The sequence below is a fragment of the Paenibacillus thiaminolyticus genome (assembly GCF_007066085.1).
In the GTDB taxonomy this organism is placed as follows: Bacteria; Bacillota; Bacilli; order Paenibacillales; family Paenibacillaceae; genus Paenibacillus_B; species Paenibacillus_B thiaminolyticus.
The window spans coordinates 1-19,121 of the sequence record NZ_CP041405.1; the positions used below are offsets into that span (position 1 = coordinate 1).

Here is a 19,121-nt window from a genome sequence, read left to right on the forward strand (position 1 = left end):
GGAATGCAGGAAGGAGTCATCATGCATACGGTATTCTATGAAAATGCCCCAGGCGGCTGGAACGAGGCGTTGCCGCTCGGCAACGGGCATTTCGGCGGAATGATGTTCTTCGAGGATAATAGGTTGACGCTGGCGATGAATCATTACGAGGTGTATTACCGGAAGCTTCACCGTTATAGCCAGGCGTATCGCTGCGGTGAGAGGCGATCGTACCGGAAGATGTACGGCCGCACTTACGAGGAACTGAAGGAACGGGCGCGCGAGATGTACCGCGATCCGGGCAGGAGCCGTTCTTCCTCTATGGCGATGCGCTGTCGGGCATAATCTGCATCGCCGCTACGGCAAGCCGGCCGGCGGCGTGTCTCATTATCCGACGGGGAGATCGCCCTGTTCCCATCCGCGGAGCTGGCAGACCCCGACCGCTATGTCCTGCAGCTTGATGTCGAGCAAGCATGTGTCCGGCTGCGGATCGAGCAAGGAGAGGACAAGCTGGAGGCCTGCACGATTATCGCCCAAGACGGGGACTATGTCCTGCGAGATTCGGCAGACGTCTCCATCGCTGCTGGAGGCGGTCTCACTATCCCTTCCGGTCCGGAGATATGCGGAGTTGGCCGCGGATTATTGGCGGGTCGATGACACGACCTTTTGCTATCAGGGCTCCTTCTATCCGGACGGCGAAGACCGTGGGGTGTATGAGCCGTTTTCTTTTCTCGTCATGACGAGGATCGCCGGAGCGCAGGGGATAGCGGACATAAGCGACGATGGAATGCGAATCCGCCTTGCGGCTGCCGAGCCGTCGGTGACGCTGCTGACGACCGTGGTGACCGGGGCGCCGGATCTGGAGGCCGTCGCCCTAGAGCGGCTGAATCGGGAGGCTGCGGGTCGAGCGGCTGAAGGAGCGCCATCGTGTACTGGACGCGCTTCTGGGAACGCTCCTCCGTCTCGCTCCCCGATCCGCTGCTGGAGGATCTGTGGCATATCAATCTGTATGCGATCGCCTGCAGCAGCGAAGGCGGGAGAATGGCCGAGCAGGCCTGCGGTCTGAACGGCCTGTGGGATATTAAGCAGCCGACCAAATGGGGCAGCATGTGGTATTGGGACGTCAATATTCAGGCGGCGTTCTGGCCGCTCTATACGACGAATCATCTGGAGATTGCCGAGGTGTTCCACGACGGGCTGCTGTCGTATGCCGATGAAGCGGAGCGGATGGCGCGGAATTTTACGGGCTGGACGGCATCGCGGGCGATTATCCGCATGCGCTGTACTACAGTATCTGGCCCTGGTGCGCGCAATTTTTGTGGGACTATTACCGCTACAGCATGGACCGGGAATTCTTGAAGGAGAAGGCGTATCCGCTGTTCAAGCGCATTCTGCGGTTCTGCGAAGGGATTGTGGAGGCGGACGGCGAGAGCGGTACATATGCCGTCTTCCCCGATATCTCGCCGGAGCAGGGACCGCTGACGCGGAATTCGGTCAGCACGCTGTCGACGGTGAAGCATCTGCTTCGCATCGCTGTTGAAGCGAATAGGCTGCTGGGCGAGGCGGAGGAGGATCGCCGCCGCTGGAGCGAGCTGGCGGAGCGGCTTGCCCCTTATCCGACGGGCGAGTCGAAGCGTTACGGCTCCGTGCTGCGCGATTCGGAATGGGCGCCCGCCGGCATGCCTCTGCGCCATCCCTCGCTGCTGATGCCGATCTATCCGATCGGCGAGCTCAGCAAGCATAGCGCGCCGGAGCTGCGGCAGTTGGCGGAGAACACGCTCCGCTATGCGGAGCATCATACCGAATATGGCGTGTTCCAGTTCGGCTGGCTCTCCTGCGCGGCCTCGCGGCTGGGCAAGGGGAACGCCGCGCTCCGGCTGCTCTATGAGCAGGGGATCGATCTGTCGCTGCGGGGCAATGGCTTGTTCGCGGAGGAGACGGAGCGGTGGATGAATTACTGCAACATTACGAATGAACCGCTCTATCATCCGCATATGATGGAGGCTTCCGGGAGGTGGTCGCCGCTATCAATGAAATGCTGCTGCAAAGCTGGTCCGGCGCCATCGAGGTGTTCCCCGCCATCCCGTCAGGAGCCGGAGCCGGATCGGATGGCCGGTCTGTATGCGCATGAGGTCGGCCACAAGGTTCGTCCTTACGCCAGGTGGGAGGAGTGCAGCTTCCGCAATCTGCTGGCGGCAGGGCGTTCGAGGTCAGCGCCGCCCGGAGGAGGGGCGCACGGCCTGGGTCCGGCTGAAGAGCAAGGCGGGACAGCGCGCCGTATTGGTCCATCCGTTCGGCCCGGAGGCGGAAGCGGCCGTGGCGCGGCTGGACGAGTCCGGTGGAGGAGGATTCCGCATCATTTGGAGCAGGGGCGGCTCGGCTTCGACACGGAGGCCGCCGGAGATTATGCCGTGTATCCGGCGGCGGTGGATGGTGGTCTCTCACTGGTTTTGTGCGGGAGGCGGGAGCCGAGGATGCGGCCGCCGGGTCGGCAGTTGGACAGTCGGATGAGCCAGGCCAGTCCGATAATCCTGGTGAGGCCTGCCAGTCTGGTGATGCGGGTCGGGGCGGTATGGCAGATCGATCTGCTGAGGCGGGTCAATCTGGTGTTGTGGAGCAGTACGGTAAGATGGGGAAGTTCGGTGAGTCGGGTCAGTCTGGTAAGGTGGTGCAGTGCGGTGAGGCAGGGCAATCTGGTGAGATGGAGCAGTACGGTAAGACGGGAAGTCCGGTGAGTCGGGTCAGTCTAGTGAGATGGAGCAGTACGGTAAGATGGGTCAGGCAGGTGAAGTGAGGCAATCAAGTGAGAAGGGCCGTTCAGTGAGGCAGGCCGTTCCGGCGAGACGGGCGAATCCGATGTGCCCGGTCAAGCTGCTGTGCCGGGTCCGGGCCGCAGCTCGCCGCGTGTGCGCGAGGCGCATACGGGCCGGCGGGTCTTTCTCGGGAAGGACCGGGATACGCGGCATTATCAGCTGCTGGATCATTTCACCTTCGATTATTATGCGGGCAATTACCGGGAATCGCGTCTCGCCGCCTACCGGATCGATTGCGGCCCGGGGAAGCGGGCCAAGGATTACGGCCAGGCCTTGCCGCGGCAGGTCCATATAGACGGCATCGTAGGCCAGACGTTCCGCCCGTTAACGCCGCAGATGGCCTTTACGCCTTATACGGGCATCGGGTGGATGGACGGTGGGGAGCTGATCGCGGAAGACCGCGGGCGCCGGATGAGCTGCGCCGGGATTTCATCGGCGGGACGGAGGAGGCGCTCTTGATCGAGCTGCCGCGAGGCCGCTACGATCTGCTCTTCGTCTCCGGAGACAGCGCCAGCCCTTCGTATACGGCCATCGAGATCGAAGGGCAGTGCGTCTGGCAGCCGGAACGGCCGCTGCGCACAGGAGAATTCGCGACCGACATTGTGCCGATCGCGCAGAGACGGGACGGCTGCGCGGCGATCCGCTTCAGTGCCGGGAAAGGTTTGCCGTGGCGGGTGAATGTACTCATTGTGAACAAGAATTATCCGTATTTGTGAGATCTCGATGTTCAAAGAGTAGGCCGATGTTAGCGAATGTCGCAATTAGTGCGGTCGTGCCGAAGTAATCCGAGTAAATTCGTAGGTCAGCCATGTCTGCAGCCGGATAGCGGGCATTGCGGCGGATTGTAACTCGCTGCTGCAGCGGGGTCGCGGAAGCTTAATGCGCGCGTGCTGGGTGTGACCAGTAGTATGAGTCGTGCTGCGTCTGGAACAAGTAGTGTGGGGATGGTGCTTCCGCGGAAGTAGTATGGGTTGCATGACTCATCTGGGCCAGTAATATGCAGTGAGTGCTGCGTCTGCAACAGTAGTTTCTTTAGACCAGGGGCGATGGCCCCTGGTTTTTTGGGATATTCCACTGATGAAAGGGGAGTGACGACCTGGAATCCTGCGAAACTACAGTATTTTTTCCACTTGGCGGGTAATATGGGGGAAATTCCTGCATGGGTACATCATTTTGCTCGATTCGTGTCCAAACCAAGCGATAACATACAAAATTGGTGCATTTTTGCAGGATTCACTCGTTCGAATAGCGGGGTCTATGAAAATACTGTACTTTTGCAGCATTTTGGAGGGGAGAGGAGCTAAGTCTATATAATTGTGTAAAAAGCAAATGGCAAAAAAGAGCCATAGCGGGGAGTATAATTGGCCCGGACGAGTGCGAAGGCGAGTGTGAGCGCAGCTGGTCCTGGCACGCTCCGGACGCCCGGGAGGAGGATGCGAGCGCGGCTCTTCGCGGGCGTCGGCGGCGGCTTCTTGGGGTTGGAGGGCCTTGGCGCAGACAAAGGCAAGACAGCGGTGAACAGACAAAGGCGAGGCAATGGTGCAGACAAAAGTGAGACAAAGGCGAGACAATGGTGCAGACAAAAGTGAGACAAAGGCGAGACAATGGTGCAGACAAAAGTGAGACAAAGGTGCGGATCAAACGGTGGACAGAAGGTTTTTGTTATGGCTAGCGGATTGCTTTGTTCTGGAAAAGGTGTTACACTCGTTTTAAACGATGATTTAAACATCGTTTAAAAGGATTTCATTTTAAAAGAATGTTCTCTTTCATTTTCAAGAGGTTGTTCTCTTTCATTTTTAAGAGAATGTTTTCCTCCATTTTTAAGAGATATCTTCCTTCATTTCAGCTCGACCAAGACCAACGCAAATTGGGCAAGTGTAATGCTCTTACATCAATTCAGAATAAGGAGGGTTCGATGACACCGCCAGACCAGAGTACTGATACGAAAGAGAAGATTTTGCAGACGACATTGGACGTCATCAAGCGGGAAGGATTCGACAGCGTGACGGTTCGCAAGATCGCGTCCCATTCCGGCACGAACATCGCGCTTGTCAATTACTATTTTGGTTCCAAGGATAAGCTGATCAACGAGGCGATCAAGGGCTTGCTGATCGGCTTTCGCGATACATTCGATGTGCTGGATGACGTATCTGTCCCGCCGAAGGAGCGATTGAAATTCTTTTTGGCCCGCTATGTTCAGGTCATTCAGCAATATCCGGAGCTGGTGCTTCATACGATAGCCGCCGGCTCGGCGATGTTCGCGTCCCAGCATGAGTATGGGGAATTTTTGCGGGCCACGGCCGGAATCGTTAGTGATAATGATTACGCAAATTTTTGGCGCCATTTTTCTCCCCGCATTAATGAAGCCGCTGCTTGAATCCGGGGCCGGGGTCAAGCAAGCTCCTATCGACAGGCAAATCGATTTTTTGTTTGAACGCTATTTTCCTGAACAGGGAGAAGCAAAGGAGCGAGGGGAATGAAATTTCTAAGAGATTATTGGCAGGATCTAGGTCTCGTTGTCGCCTTCTTCGTATGCATTGGCCTGCTGGCAAATGGAGATCGCACACCGGAAATCGAGATTATCTTATGGCTCAGCTTTGTGGCGATATTGGTGCATCAATTCGAAGAATATCGGTGGCCGGGTTATTTCGGAGGGCTGTTTAACGCCGTCATTTTTCGAAGCGAGCACCCGGAGCGCTACCCGTTGAATACGCAATCCGCCATGATCATCAACCTCGGCATCGCTTATCTGTTCTATCTTCTACCCGTCTTTGTACCGCATCTCATCTGGCTCGGGCTTGCCCCCGTTTTCATGGGCTTTTTCCAATTTATATGGCATGGCATCTTTGCTAACCTCAAGGCGAAAACAATATATAACCCCGGCTTGGGCGCCGTTCTGCTGCTTCATTTTCCGATCGGCGGCTGGTATATCTATCATATCTTGACTCACAATCTGGCAAGCGCGTGGGATTGGATTTTGGGCACGGTTTATTTTGTGATCGCCGTCTATCTTTTCATCATCAAGGGGAATATGTGGCTGAAGAACGAACACTCGCCCTATGCGTTTACTCCGAAGCAGCTTGGCCCGTACAACTTGTCCGCAGAACGAAAAACGCAGCACGGGGATCGGGACTAGCCAACGTTCGCAGCGGATACTTGCATGACAAGGTCCGTCTTCTTCAGCCTTTTCCGTAATGAAGCGGCGTTGATGCTTGTGAGACTTTTTTACTTAAATAAGTTAAGCGTCGTAATAATGATTGGCATAGCGAACACATCAATCAGAAAGGCGCCGACAATAGGAACGATCAGGTACGCTTTGCGGGAAGGGCCGAAGCGCTCCGTGACCGCGGCCATATTGGCCATCGCATTGGGCGTGGCGCCCAGTCCGTGGCCCGTGAAGCCTGCGACCATTACGGCGGCGTCATAGTTTTTGCCGAGCAGCCGGAACAAAATGAAAATACCGAACAGGACGATAAATACGACCTGGACCAGCACGATGACGAGGATTGGAAGCGCCAGATCGGCTACCTCCCAGCTTGATGCTCATGAGCGCCATGGACAGGAAGATGCCAAGCGTAACGTCGCTAATCAGGTTGATGCTTTTCATATCGATCGCTTGTGGCTTGAATTTATCCACGGTATTGCGGACGATGACGGCGACGAACATGGCCCCGACATAACCGGGCAGGACGAAGCCGGTGGCTGACGAGAACAGATCTCCCAAATATGTCCCTAACGCCATGCAGAAGGTAATGAGCAAGACTTGAATGAAGAAAGTATGAGTCGTAATCGGCTGTGCGTGTTCTTTTACGTCCACAGCATCCTCAATGGCTTCGGTTGGTTTCAGATTGTATTTGCCAAGCAGATACTTGACCGTCGGGCCGCCGACCAAGCCTCCGGCGATAAGACCGAACGTGGCCGCCGCAATCCCGATGGACAGTGCGGACGGGATGCCCATCTCTTCGATGGTTTGTCCAAATGCGGTTGCGGCTCCATGTCCGCCTTCCATAGACACCGCTCCGGCCATCATCCCGATCAGGGGGTGGATGCCGAACAGGGAAGCGAGGGAGACGCCGATGACATTTTGCGCCAGAGCGAGGAAGCCGCAGGCTAGCCAATAGATGACGAGCAGCTTGCCGCCCAGCTTGATGAGCTGGAAGCTGGCGCCCAAGCCTACCGTGGTGAAGAACGTGAGCATGAACAGGCTTTGGAGCGAGGTGTCTAATGTAATGGATAACAGGCCTGTCGTCTTCAGAATTGTAGCGATAATGGCGAACAAGAGACCTCCGACCACGGGGGCCGGAATACAAAACCTTTGCAGCACGCCTGTCTTTTTGACAATGAATGTCCCGAGTACGAGCAGCGCGACGGCCAAAAATATCGTGTTCACTTGATTAAGTGCCAATGTCATCGTTGTCCCTCCCTAAAATGGCCATGATGGCTTCATTCGTCAAGTAAGCACCTAACTTTACGGTTCTGCCCTGTTCGTCTACGGCCGGATTCACTTCGCAAATATCAAAAGAAAGCGCTTTCGAATGTGATGCTGCCGCTCGGATAAGGCTGCGGACAATCATCGGATTCAATCCGAAAGGGGACGGGGCGCTGACTCCCGGCGCAAATGCCGCATTGATCACGTCGGTGCACAGGGTAAGCATCACATAATCGTGCTGGTCGATAAATTCGTGCAAGGCGGATGTAATCTCATCCATCAGTCCATCCTGCATCTCTTCTTCCAAAATATAGCCCGCGCCAAGCTCGTCCGCCTTGTCGAACAGCTCCTGGGTATTGCCGAAGCGCTGAATGCCGAGCACAAAATAATGGCTGTTGCGGTCCTGCTCCAATATTTGGCGGAACATCGTGCCCGAGGAAGGCTGCTGGTCATAGGCGCGCAAATCGAAATGAGCGTCAATGTTGATGATGCCCAGCGAAGCGTCTGCGCCGATATAGCGGCGGACCCCTAGATAATGCCCATACAGCGTCTCATGGCCTCCGCCTAATATAATCGGAGTAGCCGCTGCGGACAGGATGCGGTAGACCGCCTGGCCCAATGCTTCCTGGGCTTCTTCCAGCTGTTCGCCGCGGCAGCTTATATTGCCGGCGTCGGCAAGCCGATGGCCTTCCTCGGCTCTCAAGGAATGCTTGCAAGCGCCCGCCGGATCGCATTCGGAGCTTGTGCCGCCCCGACTCGGCCCTGATTCCGCCGCACGCCTTCCTCGCATTCAAACCCGATAATGGCGCAAGTCTTGGCAGAGGCAGCAGAGGCAGTCTGCCATGTATCCAGATCGATCGGTTCCACGATTTGATGGTAGCGGAAGCTGCTTCTTCTCTCTGCATGATCCGTCCGTCCGGTCCACACATCAGATCCAACCTTGTTTTGCAATTTTCCCATCCTCTCTATGAGTTTCTGACCTGTATTCGGTTGTTTGTATTATTATAAGATGACATTCTTATAATTTAAAATATATAATATTAATAAATTAATAGCTTGGAGTTATAAATTAGAAAGGAAGATAGCGTTGGACATCAAGCAATTGTTTTATTTCGTGACGGTTGCCGATCAGTTGAGCTACTCCAAAGCGGCGCAAAACTGCATATTTCCCAGCCTTCGTTAAGCAACGCCATTAAAATCTGGAGCATGAGGTCGGTTCGCCCTTGCTGGAACGAAGCACCCGAAAAATAGAGATGACGGACGCCGGCAAAGTGCTGTATAACAAATCGCTTCAGCTCCTGTCCCATATGAACATTTTGAAAAGGAGATGCAAGAGGTAAGGCTGACGGGAAGCGGGAGCTTATCATCGGCATGATCGAGTCGGTGAGGCATTGGGTTCCGAAAGTCATTCGCGAATACCAGGGCCGGTTCCTTCGATACGGATCAAGCTAATCGAGGTGTTGAGCCGGAAGGCGGTCATCGATTCCTTGCGGAAATATCATACCCATCTCATCATTACCAATCAGTGTATTGAGGAGGAGGACATCGAATCGCTTCCTTTATATAAGGAGAAATTGGTGCTCGTGCTGCACCGGGATCACCCTCTGTCCGTGAAGGAATCCATTACCTTTACAGAGCTGGCCGAGGAGCCTTTTATTATTAGCATGGAGGGTTCCAGACGAGGGAGGATATTTTGAAAGCCTTCGCGCTTGAAGAAGCATCCCCGAACATCCAATTTGAAATTGAACGCTTTGAGACCGCTTTGACACTCGTCCGAGAAAATCTGGGGGTTGCCATCATCCCTGAAAATTATCTAGTTGAACCGAAGGATGCCTCCATGGTCCGGAAAATGATGGATTCGCCTGCGCTCGAACGAACGGTGTATCTAACGTATATGAAAAACCGCTATTTGGCTCCCGCGGTCCAGAGCTTCCTGGAAGACATTCAACGGTGCTTCGCCTCAGACCACAAAGCCAACGTCTGACGGACGTTGGCTGCGCCGCTCGCGATGGAGCAGATCTCTCTAGCGCTGGTAAATCTGCCGATAGCGGGCCGGCGTAATGCGCTCGAATTTTTTGAACGTTTTGATGAAATAGCTTGGTTCGCTGAACCCGAGATCGTTGCTGATCTGCGAGACGGACAGCTCCGTCGTCTCCAGCAGCTGCTTGGCCCATTCCATCTTCAGGCGGGGGATGAACACGGAGAAGTTCTCTCCGGTCTCCTTCGTAAAGATGCGGCTGAAATAGCTCGGACTGACATGACAGAGGACCGCCATATCGGCCAGCTTCACATTTTCGCTTTTATGACTATAAATATAATCGAATGCCGGCTGCAGAATCGGGTTGGACGCTTCCGTTCTCTGCTGGGTCATGCTGTTGATGTGACTGTTGAGCAGCGTGTTTTCCAGTTCGCTTTTCATGGTCTGAATATTGCGGAACGCATGATCGGCCAACGAATCGATGATCGGGTTATTGCCGGTTAACGCTTGCCGGTACATGTCGATGGTCGCATTTTTATGAATCGCTTCCTCTACAATATAATTGCATAGATGATACAGCATCTCCGAGATCGTCACCACTTCGTCATACGACAGGACCGGCAGCGAATCGTAGTCCTGCTCCAGGGTGCGGAATTTGGCGTTGGCGACGGCATTGGAGGGACGCGTCACGATCTGCTCCAGGTCCATCGGGTTGTCGCGCAGCTTGACCTGACCGGCCATGATGGCGCCCATATATTGATTGTGAACGATAATCGGGATGGCAATATCGACAATATTGAAGTGGCAAAGGTAGATATAAGGCTTGTTCAGCCGCACCGCTTCCAGACCGCCCCGAGCGTCGCATTTTTGGCAGTAGGGCGACAAGGCTTCGTCCCGGCGTATCGCCTGGCAGAAGCTCTGGCAGTGACTGTGCTTCGTGACGGGCACGCCTTTATAATCGGTCGTGATGACGGCCATTTTCGTAACGAGAGAGAGCGAGTCCTGCAGCGTCTGCCATTTTTCCATATCAATGATGCTGTCCAAATGAAACCGCGAGGTCATAATCACTCATTCTCCTTCCGTACGCTCTTCCCTATTATAGCACATAATAATCGGATGACAGGACAAGATAATACTATTTTTGAATAAGAGGATAAGAAAATACGATGAGAAAGCGCTTTATTTTGCAGGGATAGTTCCATGATCTTGTACCCGGCCGCAACTATAATGGAAGTGGAAGTTCACACAACACAGAGGAGGATTACGCAAATGAGAAAAGCGTTTATCAGTCCAGCCAAATATGTACAAGGTGAAAATGAACTCTTGAATCTCGGATATTTTATCAAAACCTTCGGAAAATCGGCTCTGCTGATTGCCCATGCCGATGATGTGCAGCGCGTCAAGCCGAAGCTTGAACATACGATGAAGACATATGGAGTGACGCTAGTTGAGAGCGGTTTCAACGGAGAGTGCTCCCGTCAGGAAGTGCAGCGGTTGAAGAAGCTTGCGGCGGAGCATAATTGTTCCTGCACGATCGGGCTGGGCGGAGGCAAGGCGATCGACACCTCAAATGCGTCGCGGAAGGCGAAGCGCTCATTATCGTTCCGACGATCGCGGCGACGGATGCGCCGACAAGCCATTCCGCCGTGCTGTATACGCCGGAAGGAGAGTTCGACGATTATGCTTATTTCAAGCAAAGTCCGACGGTCGTCATGATCGATACGACGGTGATCGCGAATGCGCCGACGCGCTTCCTGGTCGCCGGGATGGGGGATGCGCTGTCGACGTATTTCGAAGCGAGAGCGACGTCGAATTCGTATTCGCGAGTCAATGCAGGGCTGCCATGCGGCGAGCAAGAGGGGGTAGGTCCGGCAGTCGGCACCCGTGCCGCGCTGGCTCTGGCCAAGCTGTGCTATGAGACTTTGCTGGAGGATGGAGCCAAGGCCAAAGCGGCCTGCGACGCGAATCTGGTGACGCCTGCGTTTGAAAATATTGTGGAAACGAATATCCTGCTGTCCGGCCTGGGCTTCGAAAGCGGCGGTCTCGCGGCGGCTCATGCGATCCACAATGGCTTGACGGCACTGGAGGGTACGCATCATTATTATCATGGGGAGAAAGTGGCCTTTACGACGCTGGTGCAATTGGTTCTGGAAAATGCGAGCACCGCGGAAATGAATGAGGTGCTGCAATTCTGCGTCAGCGTGGGCCTGCCGGTCTGTCTGGCTGATATCGGCGTGACGAGCGTGACGGATGAAGAGCTGCGGAACGTGGCGGCCAAAGCCTGCATCGCGGAAGAGTCGATTCATTCGATGCCATTCCCGGTTAATGAAGAGATGGTGGTGGCCGCGATTCGCGTCGCGGATCAGATTGGCCAGCAATTTAAGCAAAAGGGTGAATAATCGTGAAGAAGATTATCAATAAGCCGGAGACACTTGTCCGGGAAATGTGCAGCGGCCTGGTGCTTGCTCATCCGGAGCTGGAATTCATCAGCAAGTACAAGATCGTGAAGAAGAGAGAGCTGAACGGGGAAAAGGTCACCTTGATCAGCGGCGGAGGAAGCGGCCATGAGCCGGCGCATGCCGGCTTCGTCGGGCAAGGGATGCTCGATGTGGCGGTGTGCGGCGATGTGTTCGCCTCCCCGTCCCAGATTCAGGTCTATCAAGCGATCAAGGCTTCCGCCAGCAAAAAGGGCACGCTGCTCATCATCAAAAATTATAGCGGCGACATTATGAACTTCAAAAATGCGGCCCATCTCGCGGAAGAAGACGGCATCAAGGTCGATTATGTGAAAGTGGACGACGACATCGCGGTGGAGGACAGTCTGTATACGGTCGGCCGCCGAGGCGTGGCCGGAACGGTGTTCGTGCATAAGATCGCCGGCGCTGCCGCCGAAGCGGGCCTGGAATTGGCGGATGTGAAGGCTGTCGCCCAACACGCGATCGACCGGACGAGAAGCATCGGCTTCGCCCTCACGTCCTGCACCGTCCCGGCCAAAGGGACGCCGACCTTCGAGCTGGGCGAGGATGAAATCGAGTACGGCGTCGGCATTCACGGCGAGCCCGGCATTCGCAGGGAGAAGATGCAGTCGGCGGATGAGCTGGCGAAGAAAATGGTGGCGGATCTGTTCCGCGATATGAAGCTGGATGATGGCTCCGCTGATGAGCTTGCGGTGCTGGTGAACGGGTTCGGCGGCTCGCCGCTGCAGGAGTTGTATCTGCTCGCTAACGCGGTCGTGCGGGAAATCCGCAGTCGTGGAGTCTCCATTTTTAAGGTCTTCGTCGGCAACTATATGACGAGCATCGATATGGCCGGGGCTTCCGTGTCTTTGATGCGGCTGGATGAGCAGTTGAAGCCGTTTTTGGAGGCGGACTGCGATACGCCGGCGCTGCAGGTCAGCGGGCCGTTCGCGCCGCTGGCTGTCCAGGAGGAGGCAGCGGAGACGGCGGAGAAGCAAGCGGTGTCTTATCGCTGCGAGACGGATCCTGCCTATGCGAAGATTGAGGGGAATGTGTTCTCGCTGAACAACTTGATCTATCTTACCGACAAGATGAGCGAGATTATTATCGAGAATGAAGTGCCCTTCTGCGAGCTCGATTCGCATGCCGGGGACGGCGACTTCGGCATGAGCGTCGCGAAAGGCTTCAAGCAATTGAAGCGCGAATGGCATGAGATTCTGGCGCATCACGCCGGGAATATCGGCGAGTTCTTCCATGCTTGCTCCCTGGTCATTATGGAGCATTGCGGCGGCGCTTCCGGGCCGATCTGGGGCTCGGCGTTCCGGGCGGCCGGGAAATATGCCGGGGACCGCACCGAATTGACGGTCCCTGAATTCGCGGGGATGATGCAGGCGGTGGTCAAAGGGATTCAGGACACCGGCGAACGCTCCTTCGGCCGCGGTGCTGTCGTCGGCGACAAGACGCTGATCGACGCGCTGGCTCCGTTCGCGGACGCCTGGGAGCGGAGCGCCGTAGCGGGCGACGAGGTGAAGACGGCAGCGACCGCAGCGGCGGAAGCTGCCGTCCAAGGCGCGAAGCATACGGAGACGATCGTCGCCCGTATGGGCCGGGCAGGCACGGTTGGCGAGCGCAGCCTCGGCTACCCGGACGCCGGCGCCTATGCGCTCGGCGTGATTTTCACGGAGTTGGCGCGGGTGATGGAGTAGCACTTGGCCCCTGCGGTTGCAGGGGCCAGGCTCAGGTGCAGGCGCTGCGGCAGATGCCAGTGGCAGGTGCACAGGTGGAGCGCTGCTGGACTTCTGAACTGCCGGGCTTCCGGGGGGAAGTGCCCCGTCCGGGGGACAAATGCTGCAAAACTACAGTAATTTACTCCTTTGGCAGGCGGATAAGGTCAAAAAGCTGCGCTGGTGCAGCTTTTTGACCTTTTTTGCCCCGTCAGGAGCAAAAGTGGTGAAAATTCCTGTAGATTTGCAGGAATCATTTTCGGGTAGCTAGTTGTCTCGGAGAATACTGCAGTGGTGCAGCAATTTCTGAACTTTCGAGGGATCAAAGTCGCATTAACAAGTGTCTTTTAAACAAATTTATGATTTATTTCTTTGATGTGCTGAAAACAAAACGGATGTTATAGATGACGGGATGAGTTAGTCTAAATGATTTCCAGCAAAACGCACGAAAATCTCCATTAAAGCTGGTGTTCGTATATTGTTAACTGAAAGCATCGGAGACACTTCGCTCTTCCTAAAGGTAGGGGAGGTGTCTCTTTTTCTATGTACGATGATATTTCCAACATTACACTCTGTAGGTATACTTAGGGGAGGAGCAAGCGTTGTGAGAGGGAATTTGGAAAGGTAGAGTGAAGTGGAGTTGGCGTTATGATCCTGCTCGTCGGATTATACGTATACGCGCCTCTTTGTAGGCTAAATTTAGAATACAGTAACGAGAGTTATGACAAATGATTTTTTGATTTATTCAGACACCAACTGGCAGAAAGTAGACATGAAATTAGTCAGGTTCTGAGCTTAAAAAAATGATATAATGAAAAAAATAAAAAGACAGATGATATAGTGTTTTCCACTCTAAAAGAAATGTGTGATTATAATTTATTTGAGCCTAATATGAGTCCTAATGAATTTTTTAGACAAAGTTGGATCATTGATGTCCATGAGGCAGACGAGATGACGCAGCGATTCGTTGTATTTCTCATCATAGATGCAATTGATACATACCTCGCTCGTCTACGGGACTCAGCCTTGGATGATGAGTTTAACCGAGCGTTACGATTAATGATTGTTATTGATGAGGCTAGAAAAGTACTTGGGTTTGGGCAACCTTCTCTGATTAATATAGTAAGGACAAGTAGATCAAAAGGCGGGGCGGTACTCTTTATAACGCAATCTCCAGATGACTTTGCTCAAGATGACGAGAATTATCTTGAAAATATTGGCTTACCAATTTGTTTTAGAACTAACGCCAGAAACTCCTCCTTAAAATCTGTTCTCGGCGGTTCGGTTGATCTTGCAGGACTTGGTAATGGTGTTTGTGTAACCAGATTACCAGAAAATCCTACACTGGTTAGAGTTCAAGCTTGGCAGTAATCCTCCTGATAGATCAATACTTTGTAATTAAGAGCGGTAGTACAGAATTCAATACTGAACTGCCGCTTTTTTGTGTTTATTTGGAAATGTTTCGATAGTATGTCCTCATCTTGTTTAAGGATTCAGTTTACTTAACTTTATATTTATTGTCCTGACAAGTGTTGTAGACGATCCAAGATAATAAAAAAGGACAAGGTAAACAAGCTAAAAAGAAAAGGGCCGCAAGGCCCTTAATTCATTGAATATGTAATTCATTAAAAGATACAAGGCATCTTTAAATCCTTGTAAATATATTTTACTTTCCAAAACGATTTGTAATGAAATTTGGGCGTCTTCATAGAGAAATAGGGTGTGTTGAAGGTTATCTGGAAGCGAATCTCGAATTAGTTTTAGATACTTCTGACATTCAGAAGAAAGTTGTTCAAGGTCTGATTTTGAGTATAGCGTTTCTATACGATTGCGAATTAAAGGTTCAGCTAAGACTTCAAAGGATTCAGGCAATGACTTACCTCCTCTCTTTAACTCTATAAGATTATTATATACCTTCGTAGGGTTAATTGTAAAGAGAATTATTAACTTTATAAGGTGAAATGATGACTTCTAATTGAAAAAAATGATTTTCAGAGAGATAATATATTGAGCATGGGAGGGAATCTGTTTGATAAAGTGTAATATCAGAGTTTTAATGGCTGAGCACCGAATAGATGATATAACAGAGTTAATGACCAGATCTGGACTGAGTAGAAATTCAATTAACAAACTGTATAAAGAAATAAATATTGAGACAACAAAATTAGAAACATTATTTAAACTGTGCGATACATTTGGATGCAAACTATCAGATTTAATTGAATACACGCCTGATAATTAAAGAGTACTAAACGACGAGGGAATATTCGCAGAAGGACCCCACCGTACAATGCATCTACGCTGTGGTACATTCGCCCCTTGGTTGTCAGATGTATAAACAAAAAGAATATTCAGACAACACACGACCCAACCTAAGATAAGAGTTATCTAAGCCCGGGTCGCGTCTTTTTACATTGCTCTGGGGTTGATGGGGATTATGGAGTTAATGTTAATTACACTGATCAAAAACAATTAAACATGAATTGATTGAGAGATAGTTATCGTAAGAGAATAAGAAGACTTAAGGTATGCTTTTATATAAATGTTAGTTAATTGGTAACTATCTTTCTTCAATTTTGGTATGTGATGAGTAATTGGGAAATGATTAATATATAGAATCTCTGAAAGACCTATTGATAGCTATTCAATAAAGGCCCAACTTCAGCTAACATCATATCTACGTTGCGGACTGCACCCTTGGTTCGCAAGCCAGAGAAGTTGATTCAGCGAACAACCCTGCGAGGCTAAGTGCTTCGCACCCAGTCGCTGGCGTATCTTTAAGCCTCTCGGGCTCGTGAATATAGAAATGTCCTGCGAAATAATTCCGAAACGAAAGGTGATTGTTTTGAACGAAGTTGAAGTAACACTACAAGATGTTTTTGCAGAAGAGCTTGATTCGATTCTCGGCTGATATTATATCTATGATGAATTTATTAAGTACTGGCCAGGTGTCTATATTAACGATATAAAGTTTCAAAGTTACTCAGTATCAATTTCATCATTATATTCGATGATGCGTTTTCTGGTTTTATAACTGAAGAAGACTTCAACGATTTTCTTCATACCTTTCTGGGAACCGGAAACATGCTTCAATGAACTACGATTACCTGAAAGCGGTGTAATGATCGCTAGCGTACAAATTAAAGAACCTATAATAAATATTAGATTTAACAATGAAATCTTATGAATCTTGGATTGTCAACAGTATATCAAACAGCTTTCTTAAGGGCTGATCTTCTGTAGTCAACAGGACTCATATAGCCTAAAGTTCCATGTATTCGGTGATTGTTATACCAATTTACGTAGTCGTACAGCTCTAACTCAAGATGCTGAAGGCTCTGGAAGTTCATCTGGAACTCAGTAAGTGTCTATCGATCAACTTGTTCTTGAATTCACTACCACGATCCTTGTGGAATAACTGAATTTGACGTAGAGGCAAAGGCATACCGACCAGGGGGGCATCCTTTTTCAGGCCTGCGCTAAAGCCAATGATCTCTCGATTAAAGAGGTCAACCAGTACACAAATGTACTGCCATCTGTTTTGACTTTGACATACGTCAGAACGCTTACAACGACGCGTTTCGCTTCAGTTTGCTGGAACTGACGGTTCAGTTCAATTGGCTGCTGCGACTGGTTACATGCCGCTTTGTGAGGTTTGTATTGAGTCACCGTGTACGTAGAAACAAGTCCCTGTTCCTTCATGGATGCGTCCAATTCGACGTCTAGATCGATAAGTCCGCGTTCATGAAGCTTGGCTTTGATCTTTCTTGTGCCATAGGCTTTCCGGTTCTTTTCGAAGATTTCAACGATAGGTTTTGTCATCTCGTCTTCATAGTGACGTTCTTTTTCTTCATAATAGTACGTGCTTCTAGAAATTTGCAGGACGTCGCACATTGCTGATACCGAGTATTTGTCACGATTTCGTTTGATGACACTTACTTTCGTCCCATGATAAGCGCGGCTTGCTTTAAAATGTCGTTCTCCATTTTGAGTAGCTGATTTTCTTTTCGCGGAGCGATAAGTTCATTTTCTTCTGGCGAACGATTGTCCTTCTCTGAGAAGGGACCTGACAGATGAGCTTGTTTGATCCAGCGATCTAATGCAGATGCTGTTAGTTCTTATTCACTTACAATATCTGCTCTTGATTTTCCTTCTCGTATAACTGAACCATCTGTTTTTGAATTCATCTGTAAATGTACGTCTTTTCCTTGGCATAGTAGATCCGCTCCTTGGTCTGATGTGTTCATTCTACTAGCCCATATTTTTTCTGTCCAATTAAGTATAGCCGATCCAGACTAATAAAATTAAAGCAAAGGAAGAATTCCACAGTGCTTTTAGAAAATTATTATACTGAAAATTATAAAAGCTTTGATGAATGGTTTGAACTGATTAGAAAAGGGGAATTTGTATATCCACAGCTAAGGATACCTTACGAAGAGTGGCTTGAAGAATATATTGACAACATAAAGACAAAAACAATACACGAAGTAAAAGAACTTTTAAGATGCTTATTAGTTCCAATACATCGAAAAATTGATGTTGAGGATTATAAACTGTATCGTACCTTGAAGGATTCTGACCCCCTAAAAATTGAAATGAAAGAATTATTATTAAGTATGGACTCAAATGAAATGTACAAAAGAATAGAAAATGGAAACGATGCTTGGGAAGGTTTGACTTGGGTGTTAGAACTATTACCCTTCTCACCTTATCAAGCGGTTGTTGCATTAGAAGGTTATGCCTATTCCCAGCCTAACCTCCCTGATGATAGGATCATAGGACTTAGCCAGTGTGTAAAAATTATCTATGCTAGATTTATTTATCTAAATAAACCGAAAAGAAATCTATTGAAATTACAACCAATTGAATTTGAATGGCTAATTGAATACTTATATTCAAAAATGGGCTACAAAACTCAATGGACATCTGCAACGAGGGATGGAGGAAAAGATATTATCGCCTCAATTACACGAATAGACGGTGAAGAACGTGTCTATATTGAGTGTAAGTTATACAATACCACAGAATTAACTAATAACCATGTTAAATCATTCGCATATACAGTTAATAATGACAAAATCAATAGAGGTGTTATATTCTGCACTGGCTATGCAAGTGCGACTCTTAGTAATATTGATCAAAGAATCACCATTATTAATTATGAGAACATCATTTTACTCTTGAATTCTCACTTGGGTAGTGACTGGGATGAGAGACTCGAAACTATTATAAAACTTCAAAAAAATAAGTTGATTAAATAATTGGCTATAAAGCAGGTACTTAATCTAACACTGTTTTTACACTTCGGGCGTGGCGGCCCTCGGTTCGCGAGAAGTAGTTGGCAGGGGAGGGTTTCAGTGGCCGCATCGGCTAACTGGTCGCGGCGGGCTCCTCACGGAGTCGATGTTCACGGGCAGCCTCCATGTCGTGTGCGGCATCCATCTTGATGAAGAGCGGGATGAGTTGTGGGTATACGAGACGCCCGCTGTCCAGATTAGGAAGTTCAGAACGGCAGAGTTGATTCAACGATATAATCCTTATCAATGGTCCAATTCGCGGTACATGATCTCCAACGCCGTGTCCATCAGCGCCCATGCCGGAGTGGCCGCCATCAGCCATGAGGGGAGGATTCGGCTTGGTTGAAGTGAAGCTCCGAATGGAAGATATGTCGAATGGCGGTTCGCCTTAGTTGAGGTTGAAATCGCGTTTATGGGAAGGGGGAGGCTATGTTTTCCTATGATG

Annotated in this window: 15 protein-coding genes and 6 pseudogenes; 14 read left to right on the plus strand and 7 right to left on the minus strand. The window is 50.6% G+C overall.

Features of this window, described 5'->3' with window-relative positions; translation table 11 throughout:
* Positions 1–324 (plus strand): glycoside hydrolase N-terminal domain-containing protein (locus FLT43_RS00005; protein WP_143797139.1); only part of this gene is annotated, 324 nt, incomplete at its 5' end.
* Positions 325–366: 42 nt separating this feature from the next.
* Here the strand turns inward: FLT43_RS00005 and FLT43_RS29110 are convergent.
* Positions 367–516, minus strand: coding sequence for a hypothetical protein (locus tag FLT43_RS29110; RefSeq protein WP_185974557.1), 150 nt, complete (start codon positions 514–516; stop codon positions 367–369).
* A 10-nt stretch (positions 517–526) separates the two neighbouring features.
* Between FLT43_RS29110 and FLT43_RS30690 the strand changes: the two genes are divergently transcribed.
* The 6 genes and pseudogenes from FLT43_RS30690 to FLT43_RS00035 all read left to right on the plus strand — a co-directional run bounded on the left by FLT43_RS30690 (position 527) and on the right by FLT43_RS00035 (position 5,928).
* Complete coding sequence (locus FLT43_RS30690; RefSeq protein ID WP_423250186.1) at positions 527–1,045, plus strand: hypothetical protein; 519 nt, start codon at positions 527–529, stop codon at positions 1,043–1,045.
* Positions 1,021–2,714: pseudogene (locus FLT43_RS00015) on the plus strand (glycosyl hydrolase family 95 catalytic domain-containing protein). The gene FLT43_RS30690 and the pseudogene FLT43_RS00015 overlap by 25 nt, the downstream one beginning before the upstream one ends.
* 123 nt (positions 2,715–2,837) lie before the next feature.
* Complete coding sequence (locus FLT43_RS00020) at positions 2,838–3,251, plus strand: hypothetical protein (RefSeq protein WP_143797142.1); 414 nt, start codon at positions 2,838–2,840, stop codon at positions 3,249–3,251.
* Positions 3,248–3,508 (plus strand): hypothetical protein, encoded by a 261-nt coding sequence (locus FLT43_RS00025; protein ID WP_143797143.1) that lies wholly within the window; start codon positions 3,248–3,250, stop codon positions 3,506–3,508. The genes FLT43_RS00020 and FLT43_RS00025 overlap by 4 nt, the downstream gene beginning before the upstream one ends.
* A gap of 1,199 nt (positions 3,509–4,707) precedes the next feature.
* Positions 4,708–5,272, plus strand: a pseudogene (locus tag FLT43_RS00030) (TetR/AcrR family transcriptional regulator).
* The gene (locus FLT43_RS00035; RefSeq protein ID WP_087443919.1) at positions 5,269–5,928 is read left to right on the plus strand and encodes an HXXEE domain-containing protein; all 660 of its coding nucleotides are present in this window, start codon (positions 5,269–5,271) and stop codon (positions 5,926–5,928) included. The pseudogene FLT43_RS00030 and the gene FLT43_RS00035 overlap by 4 nt, the downstream one beginning before the upstream one ends.
* Before the next feature lie 89 nt (positions 5,929–6,017).
* Here FLT43_RS00035 and gltS read toward each other — a convergent pair.
* The 3 genes and pseudogenes from gltS to FLT43_RS29830 all read right to left on the minus strand — a co-directional run bounded on the left by gltS (position 6,018) and on the right by FLT43_RS29830 (position 8,172).
* A pseudogene (gene gltS / locus FLT43_RS00040) lies at positions 6,018–7,203 on the minus strand (sodium/glutamate symporter).
* The gene (hutG, locus tag FLT43_RS00045) at positions 7,187–8,011 is read right to left on the minus strand and encodes a formimidoylglutamase (RefSeq protein ID WP_244951368.1); all 825 of its coding nucleotides are present in this window, start codon (positions 8,009–8,011) and stop codon (positions 7,187–7,189) included. The pseudogene gltS and the gene hutG overlap by 17 nt, the downstream one beginning before the upstream one ends.
* A complete protein-coding gene (locus FLT43_RS29830; protein ID WP_244951369.1) occupies positions 7,921–8,172 on the minus strand; it encodes an arginase family protein in 252 nt (83 codons plus the stop codon). The genes hutG and FLT43_RS29830 overlap by 91 nt, the downstream gene beginning before the upstream one ends.
* 136 nt (positions 8,173–8,308) lie before the next feature.
* Here FLT43_RS29830 and FLT43_RS00050 point away from each other — a divergent pair.
* Positions 8,309–9,205 (plus strand): annotated as a pseudogene (locus tag FLT43_RS00050) (LysR family transcriptional regulator).
* Between the two features lie 39 nt (positions 9,206–9,244).
* Here the strand turns inward: FLT43_RS00050 and FLT43_RS00055 are convergent.
* Positions 9,245–10,261, minus strand: a complete 1,017-nt coding sequence (locus FLT43_RS00055; RefSeq protein WP_087443915.1) for a PocR ligand-binding domain-containing protein — start codon at positions 10,259–10,261, stop codon at positions 9,245–9,247.
* A gap of 207 nt (positions 10,262–10,468) precedes the next feature.
* Between FLT43_RS00055 and FLT43_RS00060 the strand changes: the two are divergent.
* The 3 genes and pseudogenes from FLT43_RS00060 to FLT43_RS00070 all read left to right on the plus strand — a co-directional run bounded on the left by FLT43_RS00060 (position 10,469) and on the right by FLT43_RS00070 (position 14,750).
* Positions 10,469–11,598: pseudogene (locus FLT43_RS00060) on the plus strand (glycerol dehydrogenase).
* A 2-nt stretch (positions 11,599–11,600) separates the two neighbouring features.
* Complete coding sequence (gene dhaK, locus FLT43_RS00065; RefSeq protein ID WP_087443913.1) at positions 11,601–13,361, plus strand: dihydroxyacetone kinase subunit DhaK; 1,761 nt, start codon at positions 11,601–11,603, stop codon at positions 13,359–13,361.
* A 969-nt stretch (positions 13,362–14,330) separates the two neighbouring features.
* Complete coding sequence (locus FLT43_RS00070; RefSeq protein ID WP_115057784.1) at positions 14,331–14,750, plus strand: hypothetical protein; 420 nt, start codon at positions 14,331–14,333, stop codon at positions 14,748–14,750.
* Positions 14,751–14,954: 204 nt separating this feature from the next.
* On the opposite strand, the gene FLT43_RS00075 is transcribed toward FLT43_RS00070, so the two are convergent.
* A complete protein-coding gene (locus tag FLT43_RS00075) occupies positions 14,955–15,251 on the minus strand; it encodes a hypothetical protein (protein WP_143797144.1) in 297 nt (98 codons plus the stop codon).
* 151 nt (positions 15,252–15,402) lie between these two features.
* Between FLT43_RS00075 and FLT43_RS00080 the strand changes: the two genes are divergently transcribed.
* On the plus strand, positions 15,403–15,621 hold the full coding sequence (locus tag FLT43_RS00080; protein ID WP_172879231.1) for a helix-turn-helix domain-containing protein: 219 nt from the start codon (positions 15,403–15,405) through the stop codon (positions 15,619–15,621).
* 967 nt (positions 15,622–16,588) lie between these two features.
* Here FLT43_RS00080 and FLT43_RS00085 read toward each other — a convergent pair.
* A pseudogene (locus tag FLT43_RS00085) lies at positions 16,589–17,594 on the minus strand (IS3 family transposase).
* 113 nt (positions 17,595–17,707) lie between these two features.
* Between FLT43_RS00085 and FLT43_RS00090 the strand changes: the two are divergent.
* Entirely contained in the window at positions 17,708–18,640 is a 933-nt protein-coding gene (locus FLT43_RS00090) for a restriction endonuclease (protein ID WP_087443910.1), read from the plus strand.
* A 142-nt stretch (positions 18,641–18,782) separates the two neighbouring features.
* Positions 18,783–19,022 carry a hypothetical protein gene (locus FLT43_RS00095; RefSeq protein ID WP_087443909.1) on the plus strand — a complete coding sequence of 80 codons (240 nt, stop codon included), beginning with the start codon at positions 18,783–18,785 and terminating at the stop codon, positions 19,020–19,022.
* Positions 19,023–19,121: the final 99 nt, after the last annotated feature.